Source organism: Caballeronia temeraria, from assembly GCF_001544795.2.
GTDB lineage: Bacteria > Pseudomonadota > Gammaproteobacteria > Burkholderiales > Burkholderiaceae > Caballeronia > Caballeronia temeraria.
The window spans coordinates 33,426-53,630 of the sequence record NZ_FCOI02000013.1 but is presented as its reverse complement, the minus strand read 5'-3'; the positions used below and the strand labels follow the sequence as shown (position 1 = coordinate 53,630).

22 protein-coding genes are annotated in these 20,205 nt (G+C 64.0%); 7 read left to right on the top strand and 15 right to left on the bottom strand.

Annotation, left to right across the window (positions count from 1 at the left end; genetic code table 11):
• Window positions 1–88 precede the first annotated feature (88 nt).
• Window positions 89–1,336, top strand: a complete 1,248-nt coding sequence (locus tag AWB76_RS19445) for an aminotransferase class V-fold PLP-dependent enzyme (RefSeq protein ID WP_244173404.1) — start codon at window positions 89–91, stop codon at window positions 1,334–1,336.
• A gap of 3 nt (window positions 1,337–1,339) precedes the next feature.
• Here AWB76_RS19445 and AWB76_RS19440 read toward each other — a convergent pair whose 3' ends face one another.
• Window positions 1,340–2,170, bottom strand: coding sequence for an NAD-dependent protein deacetylase (locus AWB76_RS19440; RefSeq protein ID WP_061161774.1), 831 nt, complete (start codon window positions 2,168–2,170; stop codon window positions 1,340–1,342).
• 182 nt (window positions 2,171–2,352) lie between these two features.
• On the opposite strand from AWB76_RS19440, the gene AWB76_RS19435 reads away from it, so the two are divergent.
• Window positions 2,353–3,363 carry a zinc-binding alcohol dehydrogenase family protein gene (locus tag AWB76_RS19435; RefSeq protein WP_061161773.1) on the top strand — a complete coding sequence of 337 codons (1,011 nt, stop codon included), beginning with the start codon at window positions 2,353–2,355 and terminating at the stop codon, window positions 3,361–3,363.
• A gap of 9 nt (window positions 3,364–3,372) precedes the next feature.
• Here AWB76_RS19435 and AWB76_RS19430 read toward each other — a convergent pair whose 3' ends face one another.
• The 3 genes from AWB76_RS19430 to AWB76_RS19420 form a co-directional block, all read right to left on the bottom strand.
• A complete protein-coding gene (locus AWB76_RS19430) occupies window positions 3,373–3,771 on the bottom strand; it encodes a GFA family protein (protein WP_061161772.1) in 399 nt (132 codons plus the stop codon).
• Window positions 3,772–3,794: 23 nt separating this feature from the next.
• Window positions 3,795–4,358, bottom strand: a complete 564-nt coding sequence (locus AWB76_RS19425) for a hypothetical protein (protein WP_061161771.1) — start codon at window positions 4,356–4,358, stop codon at window positions 3,795–3,797.
• 186 nt (window positions 4,359–4,544) lie between these two features.
• Window positions 4,545–5,162, bottom strand: a complete 618-nt coding sequence (locus AWB76_RS19420; protein ID WP_061161930.1) for an OmpW/AlkL family protein — start codon at window positions 5,160–5,162, stop codon at window positions 4,545–4,547.
• A 247-nt stretch (window positions 5,163–5,409) separates the two neighbouring features.
• Between AWB76_RS19420 and AWB76_RS41005 the strand changes: the two genes are divergently transcribed.
• The gene (locus AWB76_RS41005) at window positions 5,410–5,703 is read left to right on the top strand and encodes a hypothetical protein (protein ID WP_157696165.1); all 294 of its coding nucleotides are present in this window, start codon (window positions 5,410–5,412) and stop codon (window positions 5,701–5,703) included.
• A 1-nt stretch (window position 5,704) separates the two neighbouring features.
• On the opposite strand, the gene AWB76_RS19410 is transcribed toward AWB76_RS41005, so the two are convergent.
• Both AWB76_RS19410 and AWB76_RS19405 read right to left on the bottom strand, forming a co-directional pair.
• Window positions 5,705–6,211, bottom strand: a complete 507-nt coding sequence (locus AWB76_RS19410) for a hypothetical protein (RefSeq protein WP_061161769.1) — start codon at window positions 6,209–6,211, stop codon at window positions 5,705–5,707.
• A gap of 115 nt (window positions 6,212–6,326) precedes the next feature.
• On the bottom strand, window positions 6,327–7,295 hold the full coding sequence (locus AWB76_RS19405; RefSeq protein WP_061161768.1) for a GlxA family transcriptional regulator: 969 nt from the start codon (window positions 7,293–7,295) through the stop codon (window positions 6,327–6,329).
• Window positions 7,296–7,483: 188 nt separating this feature from the next.
• Here AWB76_RS19405 and AWB76_RS19400 point away from each other — a divergent pair, with 188 nt between their 5' ends.
• Window positions 7,484–8,173: an HD domain-containing protein gene (locus AWB76_RS19400; RefSeq protein ID WP_061161929.1), complete on the top strand. Its 690-nt coding sequence runs from the start codon at window positions 7,484–7,486 to the stop codon at window positions 8,171–8,173.
• 1 nt (window position 8,174) lies between these two features.
• Here AWB76_RS19400 and AWB76_RS19395 read toward each other — a convergent pair whose 3' ends face one another.
• From AWB76_RS19395 to norR, 9 genes are all read right to left on the bottom strand, one after another.
• A complete protein-coding gene (locus tag AWB76_RS19395) occupies window positions 8,175–8,885 on the bottom strand; it encodes an extensin-like domain-containing protein (RefSeq protein WP_082864472.1) in 711 nt (236 codons plus the stop codon).
• Window positions 8,882–9,937, bottom strand: coding sequence for an NAD(P)/FAD-dependent oxidoreductase (locus tag AWB76_RS19390; protein ID WP_061161928.1), 1,056 nt, complete (start codon window positions 9,935–9,937; stop codon window positions 8,882–8,884). Before AWB76_RS19390 ends, AWB76_RS19395 begins: the two co-directional genes overlap by 4 nt.
• A gap of 778 nt (window positions 9,938–10,715) precedes the next feature.
• On the bottom strand, window positions 10,716–11,522 hold the full coding sequence (locus AWB76_RS19385; protein WP_061161767.1) for a c-type cytochrome: 807 nt from the start codon (window positions 11,520–11,522) through the stop codon (window positions 10,716–10,718).
• Window positions 11,519–13,144: a cbb3-type cytochrome c oxidase subunit I gene (locus AWB76_RS19380; RefSeq protein ID WP_061161766.1), complete on the bottom strand. Its 1,626-nt coding sequence runs from the start codon at window positions 13,142–13,144 to the stop codon at window positions 11,519–11,521. The genes AWB76_RS19385 and AWB76_RS19380 overlap by 4 nt, the downstream gene beginning before the upstream one ends.
• A complete protein-coding gene (locus tag AWB76_RS19375; RefSeq protein ID WP_061161765.1) occupies window positions 13,134–13,700 on the bottom strand; it encodes a cupredoxin domain-containing protein in 567 nt (188 codons plus the stop codon). Before AWB76_RS19375 ends, AWB76_RS19380 begins: the two co-directional genes overlap by 11 nt.
• Before the next feature lie 28 nt (window positions 13,701–13,728).
• Window positions 13,729–13,899: a hypothetical protein gene (locus tag AWB76_RS41640; RefSeq protein WP_096031332.1), complete on the bottom strand. Its 171-nt coding sequence runs from the start codon at window positions 13,897–13,899 to the stop codon at window positions 13,729–13,731.
• 8 nt (window positions 13,900–13,907) lie between these two features.
• Window positions 13,908–15,125 (bottom strand): c-type cytochrome, encoded by a 1,218-nt coding sequence (locus AWB76_RS19370; RefSeq protein ID WP_096031331.1) that lies wholly within the window; start codon window positions 15,123–15,125, stop codon window positions 13,908–13,910.
• A gap of 58 nt (window positions 15,126–15,183) precedes the next feature.
• Window positions 15,184–15,846: a c-type cytochrome gene (locus AWB76_RS19365; protein ID WP_061161926.1), complete on the bottom strand. Its 663-nt coding sequence runs from the start codon at window positions 15,844–15,846 to the stop codon at window positions 15,184–15,186.
• A 386-nt stretch (window positions 15,847–16,232) separates the two neighbouring features.
• Window positions 16,233–17,834, bottom strand: coding sequence for a nitric oxide reductase transcriptional regulator NorR (gene norR, locus AWB76_RS19360; RefSeq protein ID WP_061161763.1), 1,602 nt, complete (start codon window positions 17,832–17,834; stop codon window positions 16,233–16,235).
• Window positions 17,835–17,959: 125 nt separating this feature from the next.
• On the opposite strand from norR, the gene hmpA reads away from it, so the two are divergent.
• From hmpA to AWB76_RS19345, 3 genes are all read left to right on the top strand, one after another.
• A complete protein-coding gene (gene hmpA / locus AWB76_RS19355; protein ID WP_061161762.1) occupies window positions 17,960–19,141 on the top strand; it encodes an NO-inducible flavohemoprotein in 1,182 nt (393 codons plus the stop codon).
• Window positions 19,142–19,343: 202 nt separating this feature from the next.
• A complete protein-coding gene (locus AWB76_RS19350) occupies window positions 19,344–19,781 on the top strand; it encodes a carboxymuconolactone decarboxylase family protein (protein WP_061161761.1) in 438 nt (145 codons plus the stop codon).
• A gap of 10 nt (window positions 19,782–19,791) precedes the next feature.
• Window positions 19,792–20,202: a cupin domain-containing protein gene (locus AWB76_RS19345; protein ID WP_061161760.1), complete on the top strand. Its 411-nt coding sequence runs from the start codon at window positions 19,792–19,794 to the stop codon at window positions 20,200–20,202.
• Window positions 20,203–20,205: the final 3 nt, after the last annotated feature.

The window sequence follows — 20,205 nt, the reverse complement described above, 5'->3', positions numbered from 1 at the left end:
GCCCGGTAATCCCGTTACCATGCAGATGGCCGAAATTAGAACGACATTTCACTTTCTTTCAACGAACTTCCAATTCTCGATGCCCGACATGCTCGATCACCGCACGCCCGAATTCGAAGCCGCACTCTCGACGCTTCCGCCGACGCCCACGACCGCTCTCGCCACGAACAAAACCTACTGGGACGCGGTGCGCGGCCTGTGGCGTCAGTCCGACGCGCTGATCAATCTGGAGAACGGCTTCTGGGGCGCGATGACCGAGCCGGTCAAGGCGATGTTCCACTACTGGACCGAGCGCGTGAATCGCGAGACGACGCTCCTCATTCGCCCGCATCTGATGTCGCTGTATCAGGGCTTGCGCGAGCGCGTCGCGAAGGAAATGGGCTGCGCGGTCGAGGAAATCGAGCTGACGCGCAACGCAACGGAAGCGCTGCTCGCGCTCATCAGCGGATACAACCGCCTCACGCCGGGCGATACCGTGCTGTACAGCGATCTCGACTATCCGTGCGGCAAGGACGCGATGGAATGGCTGCGCGAGCGGCGCGGCGTCACGCCGGTGCGCATCGTGATGCCCGAGCCGGCGACGCGCGAGACGGTCCTGGAAACCTATGCCGAAGCGTTACGCGCGCATCCGCGCACCCGCCTCGTGCTCACTTCGCACGTGTGCTTCGCGACGGGACTCGTGATCCCCGTCGCGGAGATTTCGGCGATGGCGAAAGAAGCCGGCGCGGACGTGATCGTCGATGCCGCGCATTCCTGGGGTCAACTCGATTTCGACGTGCCCGACCTGAACGCGCCGTTCGCCGCGCTCAATCTGCACAAGTGGATCGGCGCGCCGCTCGGCTGCGGCGCGATCTATATCCGGCGCGGGCATGTCGCGTCGATCGATCCGTATCTCGGCGACCGCACCTGGCCCGCCGACGATATCCGCGCGCGCGTGCACACCGGCTCGCCGAACTTCGCCGCGTGGTTCACGCTGCCCTCGGCCCTGGACGTGCATCTGCGCATCGGCGCGAAGGCCAAGGAGGCGCGCTTGCGTGCGTTGCGCGACGCGTGGGCGAAACCGGCGCGCGAGCTCCGCGGCGTGCAGATCATGACGCCGGACGATCCGTCGATGACCGCCGGCATCACCGCATTCCGCCTGAACGGGCGCGCGACGAAAGAAGGCTGCGATGCGATCGTCGCGGCGTTGCGCGATCGCTTCGGCGTGTTCACGGTGACGCGGCCCGGCCCCGACGCGGGCGAAGTCGTGCGCGTGACGCCCGCGCTGTTTTCGCGCATGTCGGATGCCGAGCGCCTGCTCGAAGGCATCGCGGCGTTGTCGCGCGAGGCGGTTTGAGCGCTAGTTCGCCACCGGCCGCGCGTCGAGACGCTCGATCAGGCGTTCGAGCGCGTCCGAGCACGGCGCTTCGACTTTGAGCGCGAGGAGCGCATCGGCGCGTGTCTTGCCGATATTGATCGCCGCGATCGGCTTGCCGCTCTTCGCCGCCCACTCGCAAAAGCGATAGCCCGAATACACCATCAGCGACGAGCCGACGACGAGCATCGCGTCGGCGGCTTCGAGCGAGCGCGCGGCGTCGTCGACGAGTGCGCGCGGCACGCTCTCGCCGAAGAACACCACGTCGGGCTTGAGCACGCCGCCGCAGCGCGTGCAGCCGGGCACGTCGAACGAGGCGAAATCGAGATCTTCGATGTGCGCATCGCCGTCCGGCACCGCGGGCGCCGTATAGCCGGCGAAATCCGGATTCGCCGCTTCCAGCATGCGCTGCACCGCCGCGCGCGCATGCCGCTCGCCGCATTCGATGCAACGCACCCGCCCGATATTGCCGTGCAGCTCGATCACATCGGGATTGCCGGCGCGCGTGTGCAGGCCGTCGACATTTTGCGTGACGAGCCGATGCACCCGCGAACGTGCGGCCAGCGCCCGCAACGCGTGATGCGCGGCGTTCGGCTGGGCGTTCTGCACGACCGGCCAGCCGATCAGACTGCGCGCCCAGTAGCGCCGGCGCGCGTAATCGGAGCCGAGGAAATCCTTCAGCAGAATGGGCGCGCGGCCCGTGCGCTGGCCCTCGCGATCGCGATAACACGGAATCCCCGATTCCGTGCTGATGCCCGCACCCGACAGCACGAAAAGCCGCGGATGCCGTTCGACGAATTCATGAAGCTGCTGCACATGCCACCTTTTTCGCGTGTCCGAGCGATGCGCTCTGTGGAAATATAAGGCGAAACCGGATGCGCCGCTGGCCGCGATTCTGGCCTTACCACTTTTTTGATATTGAAATTGGCTTGACCAAATCGGCGCGCGTCGTTAGATTGTCGAACGCCCCACTCCAACGACATATCGAGACATCCAGCATGCTGACCGTCATCTGCGAAACGCCCGGAACCCTGAAAGCCGAACAACGCGAGAAGCCGCAACGGGGCGACAACGAAGTGCTGCTGCGCGTGAAGCGCGTCGGCGTGTGCGGCACCGATCTGCACATCTTCACCGGCAATCAGCCTTATCTCTCGTATCCGCGCGTGATGGGCCATGAGCTGTCGGGCGTGATCGAGGAAGCGGACGCGTCGAGCGGCCTGAAAGCCGGCGACACCGTCTACGTGATGCCGTATCTGTCGTGCGGCAAGTGCATCGCGTGCCGTCAGGGCAAGACCAACTGCTGCGTGAACATCCAGGTGCTCGGCGTGCATCGCGACGGCGCGTTCACCGAATATCTGAATCTGCCCGCGCAATTCGTCCATAAGGCCGAAGGCGTCACGCTCGATCAGGCCGCGATGATCGAATTTCTCGCGATCGGCGCGCACGCCGTGCGTCGCGCGGACGTGCAGCCGGGACAGCGCGTGCTGGTCGTGGGCACGGGTCCGATCGGCATGGCGGCCATCACGTTTTCGCGGCTGCGCGGCGCGAACGTCACCGCGCTCGACACCCGCGAAGACCGCCTCGCGTTCTGCAAGCGCGAACTGAAGGTGGATGCGACCGTGCAGATCGGCGAACGCGACAAGGAAGAACTGTCGACGCTCACGAACGGCGAATTCTTCGATGTGGTCTTCGACGCCACCGGCAATTCCCGCGCGATGGAACGCGGCTTCGAGTTCATCGCGCACGGCGGCAAGTACGTGCTGGTATCGATCGTGCCGGATCGCATTTCGTTCGCCGATCCCGAGTTCCACAAGCGCGAAGCGACGCTGCTCGCGAGCCGCAACGCGACGCCCGAGGACTTCGAAACCGTGCTCGCGGCCATGCGCCAAGGCGAAGTGCCGACCGATGCGCTCAACACGCATCGCCTGAACCTGAGCGATGTGCCCGAGCAGTTCTCGTCGCTGCTCGATCCGAAGGCAGGCGTCGTGAAGGCGATCGTCGAATGCTGAGGGTTTGAATCAGGGCGCGCCGCGTGGAAAGCGCGGCCGGCCTTGCGCGTCGTGCCACGGCTCGGCGCTCTCGCACCAGATTTCATACTGCGGCCGATAAAGACCGGTTTCATCGAAAATGCCGGCCGGCACTTCGATTTCATCGACGCCGTCGAACGCCAGATAGACCGGCGAGCCGCACACCGGGCAATGATGCCGCTTGCCCGCAGCCGAACTTTCCCACGCGACCGTGTCGCCCGACACCTGAAACGCCGAACGCGGAAAAATCGCGTAGACACCGAACGGCGCGCCGTGAATGCGGCGGCACGTCATGCAATGGCACAAATTCACTTCCTTCGGCGCGCCCGCGACACGCACGCGCACCGCGCCGCATGCGCATCCGCCTTCGTGGATCGGCTGGGCGTTCATGTCGACGGATGCGCTTCAGGGATTCATCGCGTGAAGTAGCCGCGGTTCTGCATGCATTCGCTGTACGCGCGCCAGTAGCGCGTCATCGGCGGTTCGGGCGGCGGCAGCGGCGGCATCTTCATGTCGCCGCCGTAGATCGCATCGGATGCGCCCGATGCACCCGCCGCCATCGATGCGGGCACGGCCGGCATGCCCGGCATCGCGCCGGATGCGGGATGCGGCAAGGCGGCCACGCCCATCGCCCCCGATGCGCCCGACGCGGCAATCGCCGCCGATGCACCCGATGCAGGCACCGCCGCCGAAGCCGCGAGCGCGCCCGATGCGCCCTGCGGCAGCGGCGGCTCGAGCGGACGCGGCGGCGTGAGCGTGCGCGTGTCGCGCTGGGCCTGCGCATCGCGCGGCTGCGTCTGCGGCTCGCGCGCCATGTTCACCTTGGTCGTCTGATTGGCGTAGCCGTAGCAGGCGGCGTTATCGATCGATTGCTGCCACGCGCTCTGGCTGCGTCCGGGCACGGCGAGCGGCTGTTGTGCGAGGGCGGCGCCACACGCCGCGAGCAGCGCGATTCCCGCGTAAGTGGAAGGTCTCATTGGCTTGCAGTTCCCCGATGCGGTTTTATTAGTCGTTGCAGGCCTTGCACCGCTCGCCCATGCGCGAGCGGCGCGAGTCTGCGCCGGGCCTGCTGCCAAGGATACCGCGACCGCCGCACCGTCCACGCCAGAAGCACTGGCATCTTCCGCCATTCTTCAGGCGAAGCGCGGCGCGGCGCACACACATCAGAACTTCATGCCGACGCCGAGGCCGATCACCCACGGATCGATCTTGAGCGAGCCGAGATCCGTCCCGCCCGCCGACGCGCTCGTGCGCATCCAGATCTTCTTCACATCGGCGTTGACGAAGAGATTCTTCGCCACCTGAACGTCGACGCCCGCCTGCAACGCCGGGCCGAAGCTATTGTGCTTGATCGACACCGGCGTGTCGCCCGCCTTGAGCTTGTCGTTGTAGAAGTACGTGTAGTTCAGCCCCGCGCCGACATACGGACGCACGCGGCCCGCGTGATTGAAGTGGTATTGCAGCAGCACCGTCGGCGGCAGCACGCCCACGCCGCCCAGCCCGCCGATGCTCGACGTCACCTGATGCCGCGACGTCGCGAGGATCAGCTCCACGCCGATCTGATCGCGAATCATGTAGGTGAAGTCGAGCTCGGGGACGATCGCGTTGTTCACGTCGACGCCGAGCGTGCCGAGCGCGCCGCCCGCGGTTACTTCGGGCTGGATGCTGATCGCGCGCAGACGCACCAGGATGTCGCCTGCGTGAATGCCGCCCATCGAATCGTTCGACGATGCATCGCCCGCCGCTTGCGCCGCGCCCGCGAACAGCGCCGCCAACGCCATGACCATTGCCCCGAGACCTTTTCTCATTTTTTCGCCCTTTCACGTTAAAACGAGAATTGTCCGAGCGAGGGTGCGCCGCGCCCTTGACGGTCATCAACGCGCGCCGGACGCATGCGGGGCATCGCGGCAAGGCTTGCGCGCGGACAAGCATGCTGCGCGCATCGACGAACATGCGACCGGCCGCCACTTGCGGGCGGGTCCGCGCCTTGCTGAAAAAGGGAAAGTGCAGAACAAAGGGAGGCAGCAGATGAGACCCACACTCGGCGCACTCGGACGCATGACGGGGATTTTGCTCGGCGGCACGCTGGCCGTCGTGGCGAACGCTCAACAGGCGCCGCAAAAACCCAGCAAGCTCGAATACGACAGCACGCCCGCGTATCAGGAAAAAAACGTCACGCCGCCGGCGGCCGCCGCCGCGAACGCCAGCGACGCATTGAAGACGCGGCCGGGCAAGACGTCATCGGGCAAGGGCGCAGCGCCCGATCGGCCTAACGGACTCGGCTTCGACGCGGGCGCGAGCGGCATGGGCAAGACGCCGTAAGTCAGGCGTCGGCGGCTTTGTCGGGCCACGGCCACGTCGAATAGCGCGACGTCGCCTTGCCCTTCTGTTTCTGCGGCGCCGGCTTTGCTTCGTGCGCCGGTTCTGCGCTCGTGGCGACCTCCGGCAGATCCTCGCCGAACCACGGCACGTCCTTGCGCCGCTCGTCCACGTAGGCGTCCCAGCCTTTCGCGTTCTCCGCGAAGAGATCGTGCTTGACCGTGTTGGCGAGCATCGGGCGATTCAGCGTCTCGTCGAGCAGCGCTTTCGGCCAGACGAAAAACGCGCCCGAAGCGCAGCGAACGAAATCGCGCGGCGTCATTTTCTCGTCGATGAAGCCGAGCAGCGTGAAGCCCGCGAGCGCTTCGTTGCCCTTCACCGCATCGCCGATGCTCGCGTAGTCGTCGGCGCATTGGCTCAGGCAAAACACCGACTCCAGCACATCGCCGAGATGCAGCAGCAGCGCGCGTCGTTCGTAGGGATCTTGCATGGCGGTCTGTTGTTTCGTCATTCGTTGTTCCGATATGTCGAGGGTGGATTCTGCGGCGCGCGCACTGCCGCACGTGCCGCGTTCATCTTGAATTCTAGCGAACCCTGCGTGACACGTTGGCGCGCGAACACGCCGATTACTCGCTAAAACGCGTGCGAAAGCTCAGTCGATAGTCGTTCGGCGACACACCGAGCCGCCGCGCGAACACGAGCCGCATGCGATCCGCCGTGCGGAAGCCGCAGTCGTACGCGACGGTTTTCAGCGGCGCGTCACTGCTTTCGAGCACGTTCCGGGCCGCATCGACGCGCGCCCGTTCGACGAACTCGTGCGGCGTCATCTGCGCGAGCTGCACGAAGGCGCGCGCGAAGTTGCGCTCGCTCATGCCCGCGACGCGCGCCAGTTGCGCGACGGACAACCGTTCGCCGATGTGCTCCATCACATACGCCTGCACTTTCGCGACGGGCGAGGTGTCGTCGGCGGGCGCGCTCAGGTACGGGCTGAATTGCGACTGCCCGCCGCGCCGCTGCGCGAACACGACGAGGCGCTTCGCGACCGCGAGCGCGACCTGCGCGCCGTGATCCTCGGCGACGAGCGCGAGCGCGACATCGATGCCCGCCGTCACGCCCGCCGACGTCACGAGATTGCCGTCCCGCATATAGATGCGATCCAGCTCGACGCGTGCGCGCGGAAAACGCTCGGCCAGGCGCGGCGCGTTTTGCCAGTGCGTCGTGACATTGCGGCCGTCGAGCAGGCCCGCGTGACCGAGCGCGAACGCGCCCGTGCAGATCGAGCCGTAGCGCGCGCAGCGCGAAGCGGTATCGGTGAGCCAGGCAGTGAGGCGGGAATCGGGATCATCGACGGGAAGACTCGGGCCGCCCGCGACGAGCGCGGTGCCGTAGCGCCGATCCGCTTCATCGAACGGCAGATCCGCGACGAGCCGCGTGCCGTTCGATGCACGCACGATGCGCTCCTCCGGACCGACGAGCGTGATCTCGTACGCGCTCGATGCGTCGATAAAGCCGTTCGCTTCCGCGAAGACATCGACGGGACCGGCTACATCGAGCGCCTGCACGCCCTGGAAGATTGCGATCGCGACTGTCCGCATCGGGAAGAAGGTCCGTGATGAGCACGCATGGCAGAAGACGGCGTGCGCCTGGCAGGGTTCGACGCGTCGTTCCGATTGAGACGCGCAGGCGATTTGGCGAGACTAAGAGCCATCGGACGCGCTGCGCGATTTTAGCAACGCGCAGGCGATCGCGTCTTTCATCGACCCATATCGACGGAGCCATGACCATGAGCGAAATCATCGCAGGCATCAAGATTCCCGACAGCCGGATGGCGCGCGAAGCCACGCAACTCGTACGCGATACCGAGCCTGACCTGCTCTACCATCACTCGCGCCGCGTGTTTCTCTTCGGCGCGCTCGCGGGCGAACGCAAGCAGTTGAAGTACGATCCCGAACTGCTTTATATCGGCGCGATGTTCCATGACATGGGCCTCGTCGAGGCATACAGCAGCCCGCACGATCGCTTCGAAGTCGATGGCGCGAATGCGGCGCGCGATTTTCTGCGCGGGCATGGCATCGGCGAAAACGAGGTCGAACAGGTGTGGGACGCGATCGCGCTGCATACGACGCCCGGCATTCCGCAGCACAAGAAGCCGGTTGTCGCGCTCGTCACGGCGGGCGTGGAAATGGATGTGCTCGGCCTCGCCTACGACGCGTTCAGCGCCGATCAACGGCGGCTCGTGGTCGCGGCGCATCCGCGTGAGGCGAATTTCAAGGAAGGCATTATCGATGCGTTCGCCCAAGGCACGATCAGAAAGCCCGAATCGACTTTCGGCAACGTCAAGGCCGATGTGCTCGCGCTGAAGGACCCGAGCTACAGGCGCCTGAACTTCTGCAGCATCATTCTCGGCTCGGCGTGGAACGATCAGCCGCACGATCAAGCGACGTGCCGAAATCCGGCGCATCAGCATGCATGATTCAGCGGCAGACCCGATACGGACCCATGTCGACGTGAAGGTGCGTCTTGTGCAAGGCGTTGTAGCCGGGGCCTAACGTGGTATCGAAGGCGTGACATGCGCCTTCGTGGACGCGTCGCAGGAACTGGCCGTCGAGCGACGCTGCGTCGTCCCATCGTGCGAGCGTGATGCGGCGTCCGTCGTCGAGCACGAAACCCGTCAGGTCGATGGCGTTCGCGCTCGCGTGCTGGCTCAGTGCCGTGTCCTGCTGATGATTCACGTTGCGGCACGCATAACTGCCGACATGCTCGATACGCGCGACGCGCTCGCCGTAGGTATCGAGCGCGGCCTGCTGAAGATACTGATGCTCGAAATACGCGAGGCCGAGCGCGAGCGGACATGTCGCGAGAAACGGCGCGCTGAACCGCAGGTCTTCGGTTTGCGTGACGCGCACAACGTCCTTGAGTGCGCAACCGCCCTGTCCGGTCGCATCGGCCATCTCGCGATAGACGAGACCGGAGCGCGCGAGCGCGGCGTCGCAGAGTGGCGCGTCGTGCATTGCGCGCCATAGCTTGAAGCGCGTGAGCGGACCTTGCGGCGCTTGCACGTCGAGCGGCGCGAACGGATCGTATTGTTCGGGAATCGCGATGCGCTTCGAATACACCGCGTAGCCGAGAATCGCCGCGCCGATCAGCGACGCCAGCAGCAGCCACGCGACGATGCGCACGATCACGCGCTGTCTGCCGTATGCGCGGCGTTCACGCGTTCGGCGAGCCTGGCGTCGTAGCTCGAATGCACATGCACGCGTTTTTTCTCGGGATACGCGTATGAATACGCCTTGCGCAGCGCGAGCGAGGCTTCATGAAAGCCCGACAGGATGAGCTTCTGCTTGTTTGGATAGTTGGCGATATCGCCGACCGCGAAAATGCCCGGCCGCGACGATTCATAGTTCGACGTATCCACTTCGATACGTCCGCCGCGCACATCGAGATTCCATGTCGCGATCGGCCCGAGTTCGGAGACGAGACCATAGAGCGCGACGATCTTGTCGGCGGCGATATCGGTCGAGCCTTCCACTTGCTTGATGCGCGCGCCGCGCAGTTTGCCATCGGGCGCATCGAGCGATTCGATCATGCCGACGATGAACGCCATTTCGCCGGCTTCGACTGCGCGCTTCATCGTCGCGACGGAATTCGCGGCTGCGGAAAAGCCGTTTCGCCGATGCACGAGCGTGAGCTTCTTCGCGATGCCCTTCAGCGCCAGCGCCCAGTCGAGCGCGGAGTCGCCGCCGCCCGCGACGATGATCTCCTTGTCCACGAAATCCGCCGCGCGTGACACGCTGTAGTGCACGTCCTTGTCTTCTAGCGCGGCCGCTTCGGGCAACTGCAGACGCTGCGGAACGAAGGCACCGTTCCCCGCGGCGATGAGGATCGCGGCGCAGTCGAAGGTCATGCCGTTTTCGGTCGTCACCGTCCAGCGATGATCGTCGTCGCGTTGCGTGACGGACTGCACGCGCTGATCGAGGTGGATCGGCACATCGAAGGGGCGGATTTGCTCCAGCAGGCGATCGACGAGCTCGCGCGCAGTGCAGGAAGGGATCGCGGGGATGTCGTAGATGGGTTTATCGGGGTACAGCTCGATGCATTGCCCGCCGATGCGGCCGAGCGTGTCGACGATCTGACACGTGAGGCCGATCACGCCGGCTTCGAAAGCGGCGAATAGCCCTACCGGGCCTGCGCCTATGATCAATACATCGGTTTTTATTGCTACTTGTTGAGGGTCCATTTTCAGTTCGCTTTCCTTGGCTTGCTGATTCATTTTTCAGCATTCTTCGGGCCACGATACAGAAAGGGTTCTTCTACGGCAATCATGCCCCTGTTGGCTCAAGCGCTTTTTTTTCGCCGGATCCCGATTTCTTTTTGGTCTATTAGCACTGCCCCTGTGCGGGGCGGCAGTCACTTTCTTTGCTGCTGCAAAGAAAGTAACCAAAGAAAGCAGCTTTTAAGGCCCGCGGTCACACGTAGTTTGGGTAGTTCTCTCGTTCGAGGTGGCACTCGCCTAAAGAGTGCCCTCGAAGGACTAACCGGGCTTGGCTCGCGCACGGTCTGTCGATCCGCGCCGCATAACAAACTGGTTCAGCACGAAAAGGTTCCGGCCCCGCTTCGCGGCCGACCGGTCAATCGGGTCCGCGCGTGCTTCTTTGCTGACGCTTCCATCTCACCGCGCTTCCCGCACGTTGGTTTCCCTCGCATACCCTGCGGCAGCGCGTAGCGCTGTGCCGGAACTCTTTTGTGCTGAACCAGTGTGCTTGACGTTTTCGGACGGCAGACCGTGCGCGATCCAAGCCCGGTTAGTCCTTCGAGGGCACCCTTTAGGCGAGTGCCACGGTGGATGAGAAAACTACCCAAACTACGTGTGACCGCGGGCGTATCGAGCTGCTTTCTTTGGTTACTTTCTTTGCAGCAGCAAAGAAAGTGACTGCCGCCCCGCACAGGGGCAGTGCTAATAGACCGCCGCGAAATCAGGATTCCATAGAAAAAAAAAGCGCGAGCAGAAAAAACCCTCACTGCCCCTTATTCAACTCCCGCGCATAATACATCGCAGCAGCATCGATCTCCTCGGAAGTCATATTACGCGCAACATTGCGCATAACCCCATCGATATCATTGGTCCGAGACCCATTCGCAAACGCGACCAACTGCGCTTTGGTATAGGCCCCCGGCAAACCATCGAGCCAAGGACTTCCCGCTTTGCTATCGATACCACCATGACACACCGCGCAAGGCGCGATATTACGCATCGGCGCACCATGCGCCACAATCGGCGGCGCGAGTGAATCACTCACCTTCCGCTGCGCCGGCGGCCGCGGCAAATTCGAGTAATACGCTGCGAGATCCCGCATATCCTGATCGCTCAGGTTCATCGCCATCGGCGACATCACCGCATTGTTCCGCGCGCCCTTCTGAAAATCGATCAGCTGCTTGTAGATCACCGACGCATATTGCCCCGCGAGATTCGGCGAATTGGCCTCGCTCATACCGCGCTCGCCATGACACATCGTGCACCGCAACGCCAGCGTCGCGCCGCGCCCGATCGAATTCGCACTCACCTTGTCGAGCAGTTGCGGCGTCATCTCCACGCTCGTCAGCTTCTCCTTCGGCTCAACAGTCGCGCCTCCCGCATACCACTCCCGCGGCACGCCCGCCGCGCTGCAGATCGCATTCCAGATGCCCGCGAACTGCGCATCGCGATGCACCGATGGCAGCCACACGAAACCAATCAACGCCGATACCACCGCGATGACGATCGTCCCCAACACGCTGACCGTGAACCAGCGATTGCGGAATGTGAAGAGGCGTTCGTCGCTCATCGCTGCGCTCCGATCGGCACCGCAGGCACCGCCGTGTCCGATCGCGCGAGCAGTTGCGCAATCGGATAGCCGTAGTTGACGAGCGTCAGCCCGATCATCAGCACGATCCACAGCGCGAAGCTGTTCAACGCCACCGGAATCGTGCGCGGCTCATGCACCGCGCGGCTGAACCGGAACGCTTCCGGCTGCACCTGCGGCGCACGATGTCCCTTGATCAGCACGATGAAAAACAGCACCGCCGACACGACCAGAATCAGCCCGCCCAGTACCGAAATCACCACGGATAACGCCTGCGCGGCAATCGCCGGATCGTTGTAGTCGTAGAAGGCCATGCGCCGCGGCATTCCCAGAATGCCCACGAAATGCCACGGGAACGTCAGTACGATCATGCCGATGAACCACAGCCACAACTGCCAGCGCATCAGCTTCACGCTTTGCAGCGCACGGCCCGTCAGATGCGGCCACAGATCGTAGGCGATCACGAAGTACATGATGACGATCGCGCCGCCGAAGATCAGATGAAAATGCCCCGTTACCCACTGCGTGTTGTGCACCGTCGAGTCGAGCTGATAGCTCATGTTGATGAGCCCGCCCGCGCCGCCGAAGCCCAGCATCACGAACGAAAACGCGACGGCGAGCATCATCGGGTTGTCCCACGGCAACACCTTGATCCATCCGAGCGGGCCGCGTCCGCCACGCAGCCGCGCCGCGATCTCCACCGATGCGCTGATCGTGAACACCGTCAGCAGCGTCGGCACGGCGACGAGCGCGGTGAACACCGAATGCATGAATTTGAAGCCCGAGCCGACTTGCGGATCGGCGAACAAGTGATGAATGCCGATGGGCATCGACACCACCAGGAACAGGATGAACGAGATGCGCGCCATCGCATCGCTGTAGAGACGGCCGCCGATCGCGCGCGGAATGATCGTGTAGTACGCGATATACGCGGGCATCAGCCAGAAGTAGACGATCGCGTGCAGCGTCCACGAGAAGAACACGCGCGCGAGGCCCGCGTCGATCGTCGTCTTCCAGCCGATCGCGACAGGCAGGATCATGAACAGCACTTCGATCGCTGCGCCGACCGCCGTCCAGCCCCACAAATACGCACCCGCGACGGTCGCGAACATCGCGAGCGGCACCGGCTTGCCGCGGTTCTCGCGCTTCCACGACGCGAGATTCACCGACATCAACGCGACCCACACCCACGATCCGACCACCACGAACACGACGCCGACGTAATAGAACACGTTGCCGATCATCGGCGGATAGAAGGTGTAGAGCACCGACGCGAGGCCCATCGCGACAGGCACCGTCGCCGTGACCGCGCCGATCGCGACGAGCCAGAAGCCGAGCCACGCGAAGCGCAGACCGACGAGCGGACGCTTCAGCGCCAGTTCGCTGACCGCATAGCCGAAACCCATCGCGATGAGCGTCGGGAACGCATAACCCATCACCGTGCCGTGCTCCGTCACCGAGCGATAGTAGAGCTCCGGATTCTGCAGCCACGGATGCAGCGGGCTGCGCACGAACATCTGCCACGCGCCGAGCAGAAGCGCGACGCCGAAGGCGATGAAAGCCAGCCAGAAATGCGCGAGGACGAGGCGCTTGCTATTGAACACAGGACACTCTCCGCGAATTGGCCGGCATCTTGTCGGCCATCTGCATGAATTCGGCGCGATCCACCACCTTCACATGCGCCCACATGTTCTGATGCCCGGTGCCGCAGTACTCGTGGCAAGGCATCAGGTGCTCGCCGGGCTTGTCGAAGGTCGTCTTGAAGGTCGAGACGTAGCCCGGCTCCAGCATCGAATTGATGTTGGTGTCGGTGATCAGAAAGCCGTGCACGACATCCGAGCTCGTCGCGCGGAACGTGACCGGCACGCCCGCCGGCACGACGAGGCATTGCGGCGTGAACGAATACTGCTGCGCGACGATGCGCACTGTCACGGAGCCATCGGTCTCGGGCGCGCTGCCGAGATTGCTTTCGATGAATTCGCCCGACACGTGCAGCGTTTCCGGGCGGATCGTCTCGACGCGCGAGGGCGGCATCATCGCCCAATGCAAGCCGGTATAGACGACCATGCCCACCAGCACGACGACGATCGCGAGCACGAGGATCGCCCAGCGCCGTTCGACCCGTTCGGCGACGTCGTGCGAGCTTGGATTGATGGCCATATGCGATGCCTTGATTAAGCTTGTCGAATCACTGGAGCACGCCGCGCGGCAGGAACACGGCGAAGTAGAAGACGAACCACAGGCCGATCACGATCGCGGTCGAAATGCCCGCGAGCGCGATCGCACCGGACGGGCCGCGCCTCACGATCTCGTCGAGCTTCGCATCTTCCTTCGCGAGTTCATTCGGGTCTTCGTTCATGTCGATGCTCAATAAAGTGGCGCCGAACGCAGCTCGTTCACTTCCTTCACGGAGACCGGCGTGCCGTGATTGCCCCACGCGGAGCGGATATACGTGACAACCGCCGCGACCTCGACATCCGAGAGCGACTGCGCGAACGGCGGCATGCCGTACGGCTTCGGATTCTTGAACGTGCCGGGCGGATAGCCGCCGTTCAACACCATGCGGATCGGATTCACGGACGAGTTCATCACGATCGACTGGTTGTTCGCGAGCGGCGGGAAATCGGGCGGCTTGCCCTGGCCTTGCGTCGCGTGACATTCGGCGCAATGCTGGTCGTAGACCTTCTTGCCGAGCGGCGCGAGATCCGAGCGCGCCTCGACCGCCGCCTGGCTCGGCGGCTCCGGTTTGTCGCCGGAACGCGCAGGCAACGCCTTCAGATAGACGGCCATCGCGCGCACATCCTCTTCGCTCAGATATTGCAGGCTGTCGTAGACAACTTCGGCCATCGGTCCATAGACCGCGCCGCGATTCGACACTCCCGCATGCAGCAGGCCGACGATGTCGTCCATGCTCCAGTCGCCGAGACCCGCTTCCTTGTTCGACGTGAGCGACGGTGCGTACCAGTTCTGAATCGGGATCAGCCCGCCCTCGAACGCCTTCGACTTCACGTTGCCGCCGAGCGCGTTGATTGCGGTGTGGCACATCGAGCAATGCCCCAGCCCTTCGACCAGATATGCACCACGGTTCCATTCGACCGATTGCGTCGCATCGGGCTGATACGTGCCTTCGCGAAAGAACAGCGAACGCCAGCCGTACAGGAGTTCGCGCCGATTGAACGGGAAGCGCAGCTCGTGCGGCCGGTTCGGCTGATGCACCGCCGGCGTGGACATCAGGAATGCGTAGATTGCGTCGGAGTCGGCGCGCGTGACTTTTGTATAGGACGTATAGGGCATCGCCGGATAGAGCACCGAGCCGTCGCGCGACTTGCCCGTGTGCATCATCGCGTAGAACTCGTCGGCGCTCCATTTGCCGATCCCCGTCTCCTTGTCCGACGAGATGTTGGGCGTATAGAGCGTGCCGAAGGGTGTGTCCATCGGGCGGCCGCCGCCGAAGGTCTTGCCCGCGGGCAGCGTATGGCACGCGATGCAGTCGCCCGCGCGCGCGAGATATTCGCCGCGCTTGACGGTGCCGGCGTCGGCGCTTTGCGCCAGCGCGTGTTGAATCGGCGCGGCGCACGCCGCCATGAAGACCGCGACGGTCAGCGCTCGGAGTTGTCGAAAACGGAGCACGTCGGGTCCTCGGTTAGTTGTGGACGCTGCCGCACGCGAGCGGCATCTTCAGCGAACCTGCGGCGACCGGCGACGGATTGGCCGGCGCGGGCAGCGACGCGAGATAGGCCGCGATCGCGGTGATGTCGCGGTCGGACAGCAGCTTCGCGACCTGCCCCATGCAATCGGGCGCGACGGTCGAGCGCGTGCCGTAACGCCATGCGCCGAGCTGCGCGCTGAGGTAGTCGGCATGCAGGCCGAGGAGACCGGGAATCGCCGGCTCCATGCCGGTCATCGACGCGCCGTGGCAGCTCACGCAGGCCGGCACGTTGCGCGATGCATTGCCCTTCGTGACGAGCGTCTTGCCGAGATCGAGCGTATTCGCATCCGCGGTGACGGGCGATGGCGGCGGGAACGGCGGATGTTCGCTCGCGAAGTACTCCGCGATCTGCTTCAGATACGCGTCGGGCAGATACGCGAGCAGGTAGTTCATCGGCGGATATTTGCGCCGGCCGTCGCGAAACGCGAGAAGCTGGTTGTACAGATAGCCGGCGGGTTTGCCGGACAGGCGCGGAAAGTAATCGTTGTCGGTGCCCTGGCCTTGCGAGCCGTGGCACGTGGCGCAGCCCATCACGCGGGCCTGCATCGTGTCGGGCGCGCGCTCGAGCGGCGCGTTGTCGGCCGCGAACGCTCCGATGCTGAAAAACGCGAAGAGCGCGGACCAAAAGAAAGTGCCGAGCTTTGCCACGTTTCGCACGTAACCCCCGTTGTCGATTTGCCGTGTTCGATTTGCCGGACGGATGCTGCTCGTCCGGCACGCTTCTTCAAAGCACTGCGATGTTCTTGCTGCAGATGGGTTGCGCCTGGCTTTTCCGATCTTAGAAGAGATCGCCCGTTTTTCCCAACTCCGAGATTGTCTCAATCTGTCGCATCGATGCGCATGACATCGCTGAGCGTTTTTTGCGTTTGAACAATAAACCGCATCTTTTTGAGATACGCAACGATGTCACTCGCGCCTCTATCGAATGTAGATAGTCGCTTTGAGCCGCCCTGTCCATCATTTCGAGATACGCACCACGCCGATCACTTGAGCCCGAGGCGCTTCGCGAGCCGGTTCAGATTCGCGCGATCCAGACCGAGCTCGCGCGCCGCCGACGCCCAGTTCTGCTCGTGACGCTTGAGCGCGTCGAGGATGAGCGTGCGCTCGTAGGCCGTCACCGCGTCGCGGAAGTCGGCGCCCGGCGTGGGCGGCGTCGAGCCTTCCACGGGCGTCGCGCTGGCAGCGGGCAATCCGCCGTCGCCCGAAAGCGTGAGATCGGCGGCGGTGAGCGTGAGGATGCGCGGTCGTTCCCGATGTGCCGCGAGCGCCTTCAACGCGCTGCGTCCGATCAGATGCTCCAGCTCGCGCACATTGCCGGGCCAGCGATACGCGAGCAGCGCGGCTTGCGCATCGGCGGAAAGACGCAGGCTCAGCAGACCGAGACGCGAGCGGTTCTCTTCGAGAAAGTAGCCCGCGAGCAGCAATACATCGCGTCCGCGCTCGCGCAGCGGCGGCACGACGAGCGGATACACCGACAGCCGATGATAAAAGTCCGCGCGAAAGCGCCCTTCGCGCACTTCCTCGGCGAGATCGCGATTGGTCGCGGCGATGAGCCGCACGTCGACCTTGTGCTCGCTGTCCGAGCCGATCCGCTGCAACTGGCCGTTCTGCAACACGCGCAGCAGCTTCGCCTGCACCGGCAGCGGCAGTTCGCCGACCTCGTCGAGAAAGAGCGTGCCGCCGTCGGCGAGTTCGAACTTGCCGCGCCGGTCCGACGATGCCCCCGAAAACGCGCCCCGCACGTGCCCGAAGAGTTCGCTTTCGACGAGCGTATCGGGCAGCGCCGCGCAATTCAGGCTGACGAGCGGTTTGTCGGCGCGCGGCGACAGCGCGTGAATCTCGCTCGCGACGAGTTCCTTGCCGACGCCCGTCTCGCCGGTGACGAGCACGGTCAGATCACTCGATGCGACGATCGCGATCTCTTCCTGCAGACGGTTATGCGGCGCGCTGCTGCCGATCATCTCGCGGCGGCGCGGCCCGCTCGCCTGCCGATACACCTCCGCGCGCTGGCGCTCCGCTTCGCCCGTTCTCGCGAGCCTGTCGATGCGTTCAGCGACGCTCACGGTCGCTGCCGCGAGACTGAGAAACGCCTGCAGCGACGCCATGTCGATGCCGTCGAAGCGCGCGGGATCGAGCGCGTCGAGCGTCAGCAGGCCCCACGCGCGCCCGTTGATGACGAGCGGGCAGCCGAGGCAATCGTGCACTTCCAGATGACCGCTCACGCCCTTGACGAGCCCGTCGTAGGGATCGGGGAGATCGGAGCTGGCGGCGAAACGCGTCGGTTCCTCGCGCGCGAGAATGCGCGCGAATCGCGGATGCTCGCTCACGCGAAAGCGCCGGCCGAGCGTATCGCCCGACAGGCCGTCGATGGCGAGCGGCACGAGCGTTTCGCCATCGAGCCGCAAGAGCGCGGTGGCATCGCTCGGAAACAGCGCGCGCGATGTATGCAGCAGACGCCGGTAGCGCTCGGTGTCCGGCATCTCGCTCGACAGGTCTTCGATCAGCGGTACGAGCGCATCGAGCAGCACGCGCGAAGTCATTGCGACTACATCTGCAGTCTTTTTGACTAGAGTCGAATCGACCATAGTAAGTATTAAGCGATTGATTTATCGATGATTCTACTCTGGCACGGATCGTGTATTGGATAGTGACGAAGAATTTCCACGCGAAAGCGCCCCGCTTTCGCCTTCAACACGCGAGGAACCGAAGAATGCTGTCAGCAGAACACCGTGCCATCGTCAAGGCAACCGTCCCGCTTCTGGAAAGCGGCGGCGAGGCGCTCACCACGCACTTCTATAACAAGATGCTCACCGAGTATCCCGAAGTGCGCCCGATGTTCAATCAGGCGCATCAGGCAAGCGGCGCGCAGCAGCGTGCGCTCGCCAACGGCGTGCTGATGTACGCGCGGCATATCGATGAACTGGAAAAGCTCGGTGGCCTCGTCGGGCAGATCATCAACAAGCATGTCGCGCTGAACATTCAGCCTGAGCATTATCCGATCGTCGGAACGTGCCTGTTGCAATCGATCCGGGAAGTGCTCGGCGAGGAGATCGCCACCGACGCCGTCATCGACGCGTGGGCCGCCGCCTATGGCCAACTGGCCGATCTGCTGATCGGACTCGAGGAAGGCATGTACAGCGAGCGCGAAAAGGCGCCGGGCGGATGGCGCGGCACGCGGCGTTTCGTCGTCGCGCGCAAGGTCCGGGAAAGCGACGAGATCACGTCTTTCTATCTCGCGCCGGAAGACGGCGGCGCGCTGCTCGACTTTCATCCGGGGCAGTACATCGGTTTGCGCGTGTTCATCGACGGCGAGGAACTGCGCCGCAACTACTCGCTGTCCGCCGCGCCGAATGGCCGCGACTATCGCATCAGCGTGAAGCGCGAGGCGAACGGCAAGGTGTCGAATTTCCTGCATGAAGCCGTTCACGAAAACGACGTGCTCGATCTGTATCCGCCCGCCGGCGACTTCAAGCTCGAAGCCAGCGACAAGCCGCTCGTGCTGATCAGCGGCGGTGTCGGCATCACGCCGACGCTCGCGATGCTGCAAGCCGCGCTCGAAACGAAACGCCCGGTGCACTTCATCCATTCGGCGCGGCACGGCGGCGTGCACGCGTTCCGTGCGGCAATCGAGGAACTGGCGGCGCGCCATCCGCAGCTCGAGCGCTTCTATTGCTACGAGCACCAGCGCGACGGCGATCACGAAGCGCATGGCATCGGTTTCGTCGATGAAAAACTGCTCGACACGTGGCTGCCGAAGAACCGCGACGTCGACGCTTACTTCCTCGGACCGAAGGCGTTCATGAAGGCGGTGAAGAAGCATCTGAAGACGCTCGGCGTGCCCGAAGCACAGAGCCGCTACGAGTTTTTCGGCCCGGCCGCGGCGCTCGACTGATTGCGCGCGTGACACTGCGCCTCTCGGCCCGCGGCGCGTGTTGCCGCGGGTTTTTTTGCGCTTTACCTCACCGGAAGATCACTTTAGTGGTCACCCGAATTTCCATAAAACCGGTCATTTCAAAAAGCCACTACGACGCCTAATCTACTCTTGCCGCGCCGATCTGGCGCACCTTCCGAACCCAGGCAAAGAGGATACTGCAATGGAACCCCGTCTCGACTTCTACAAAGCCAGTCCCGCAGCAATCAAGGCGCTCGTCGGCGTCGAAGAGCGCATCGCCAAGTCGGCGCTCGAAAAGTCGCTCACCGAGCTGGTGCGGCTGCGCGCGTCGCAGATCAACGGCTGTGCATTCTGCGTCGACATGCACACGTCCGATGCGCGCAAGGGCGGCGAAACGGACCGGCGTCTCGCGACGGTCGTCGTGTGGCGCGAAACGCCGTTCTTCACTGACCGCGAACGCGCCGCGCTCGAGTGGACCGAAGCATTGACGCTGGTGTCGCAAGACCATGTGCCCGATGCCGTGTGGGAAGCCGTGAAGCCGCATTTCAGCGACGAGGAAATCGTGGACCTGACGCTGCTCGTGTCCGCGATCAACAGCTGGAACCGCTTCGCGATCGCGTTCCGCAAGCTGCCGGCGTGAGGACATCGACATGAAGAAGCGCGACATTTTCGTGCTGGCTGCCGCGCTGATGTTCGGCGCGGCGAACGCCGGCGCGCACGACACACAAGGCGCGGAAGCCGTCGCGCCGGTGATGAAGCAGCCCGTGCCCGAGGCGCCCGGCAAGAACGTGCTGATGGCGACCGTCTCGTACAAGCCGGGACAGGCGTCGGAGGCGCATATGCATCCGGGGTCGATCTTCGCTTATGTGCTGGAAGGCCATGTGACATCGCAACTCGAAGGCGCGAGCGCGAAGACGTATGGCCCCGGCGAATCGTGGTACGAGCCGCCGGGCGCACATCACATCGTGTCGAAGAATGCGAGCGCGACGAAGCCGGCGAAGCTGCTCGTGTTCGCGATCGTCGGCGACAACGACCCGGTCAAGCAGCCGATTCCACACTGATCC

Excerpts from the sequence above, each read along its gene's own strand:
- AWB76_RS19445 (WP_244173404.1), top strand. The coding sequence starts at position 89 with ATGCTCGATCACCGCACGCCCGAATTCGAAGCCGCACTCTCGACGCTT.
- AWB76_RS19435 (WP_061161773.1), top strand. The coding sequence starts at position 2,353 with ATGCTGACCGTCATCTGCGAAACGCCCGGAACCCTGAAAGCCGAACAA.
- AWB76_RS19430 (WP_061161772.1), bottom strand. The coding sequence starts at position 3,771 with ATGAACGCCCAGCCGATCCACGAAGGCGGATGCGCATGCGGCGCGGTG.
- AWB76_RS19425 (WP_061161771.1), bottom strand. The coding sequence starts at position 4,358 with ATGAGACCTTCCACTTACGCGGGAATCGCGCTGCTCGCGGCGTGTGGC.
- AWB76_RS19420 (WP_061161930.1), bottom strand. The coding sequence starts at position 5,162 with ATGGCGTTGGCGGCGCTGTTCGCGGGCGCGGCGCAAGCGGCGGGCGAT.
- AWB76_RS41005 (WP_157696165.1), top strand. The coding sequence starts at position 5,410 with ATGAGACCCACACTCGGCGCACTCGGACGCATGACGGGGATTTTGCTC.
- AWB76_RS19410 (WP_061161769.1), bottom strand. The coding sequence starts at position 6,211 with ATGACGAAACAACAGACCGCCATGCAAGATCCCTACGAACGACGCGCG.
- AWB76_RS19405 (WP_061161768.1), bottom strand. The coding sequence starts at position 7,295 with ATGCGGACAGTCGCGATCGCAATCTTCCAGGGCGTGCAGGCGCTCGAT.
- AWB76_RS19400 (WP_061161929.1), top strand. The coding sequence starts at position 7,484 with ATGAGCGAAATCATCGCAGGCATCAAGATTCCCGACAGCCGGATGGCG.
- AWB76_RS19390 (WP_061161928.1), bottom strand. The coding sequence starts at position 9,937 with ATGGACCCTCAACAAGTAGCAATAAAAACCGATGTATTGATCATAGGC.
- AWB76_RS19385 (WP_061161767.1), bottom strand. The coding sequence starts at position 11,522 with ATGAGCGACGAACGCCTCTTCACATTCCGCAATCGCTGGTTCACGGTC.
- AWB76_RS19375 (WP_061161765.1), bottom strand. The coding sequence starts at position 13,700 with ATGGCCATCAATCCAAGCTCGCACGACGTCGCCGAACGGGTCGAACGG.
- AWB76_RS41640 (WP_096031332.1), bottom strand. The coding sequence starts at position 13,899 with ATGAACGAAGACCCGAATGAACTCGCGAAGGAAGATGCGAAGCTCGAC.
- AWB76_RS19370 (WP_096031331.1), bottom strand. The coding sequence starts at position 15,125 with ATGGCGGCGTGCGCCGCGCCGATTCAACACGCGCTGGCGCAAAGCGCC.
- norR (WP_061161763.1), bottom strand. The coding sequence starts at position 17,834 with ATGGTCGATTCGACTCTAGTCAAAAAGACTGCAGATGTAGTCGCAATG.
- hmpA (WP_061161762.1), top strand. The coding sequence starts at position 17,960 with ATGCTGTCAGCAGAACACCGTGCCATCGTCAAGGCAACCGTCCCGCTT.
- AWB76_RS19350 (WP_061161761.1), top strand. The coding sequence starts at position 19,344 with ATGGAACCCCGTCTCGACTTCTACAAAGCCAGTCCCGCAGCAATCAAG.
- AWB76_RS19345 (WP_061161760.1), top strand. The coding sequence starts at position 19,792 with ATGAAGAAGCGCGACATTTTCGTGCTGGCTGCCGCGCTGATGTTCGGC.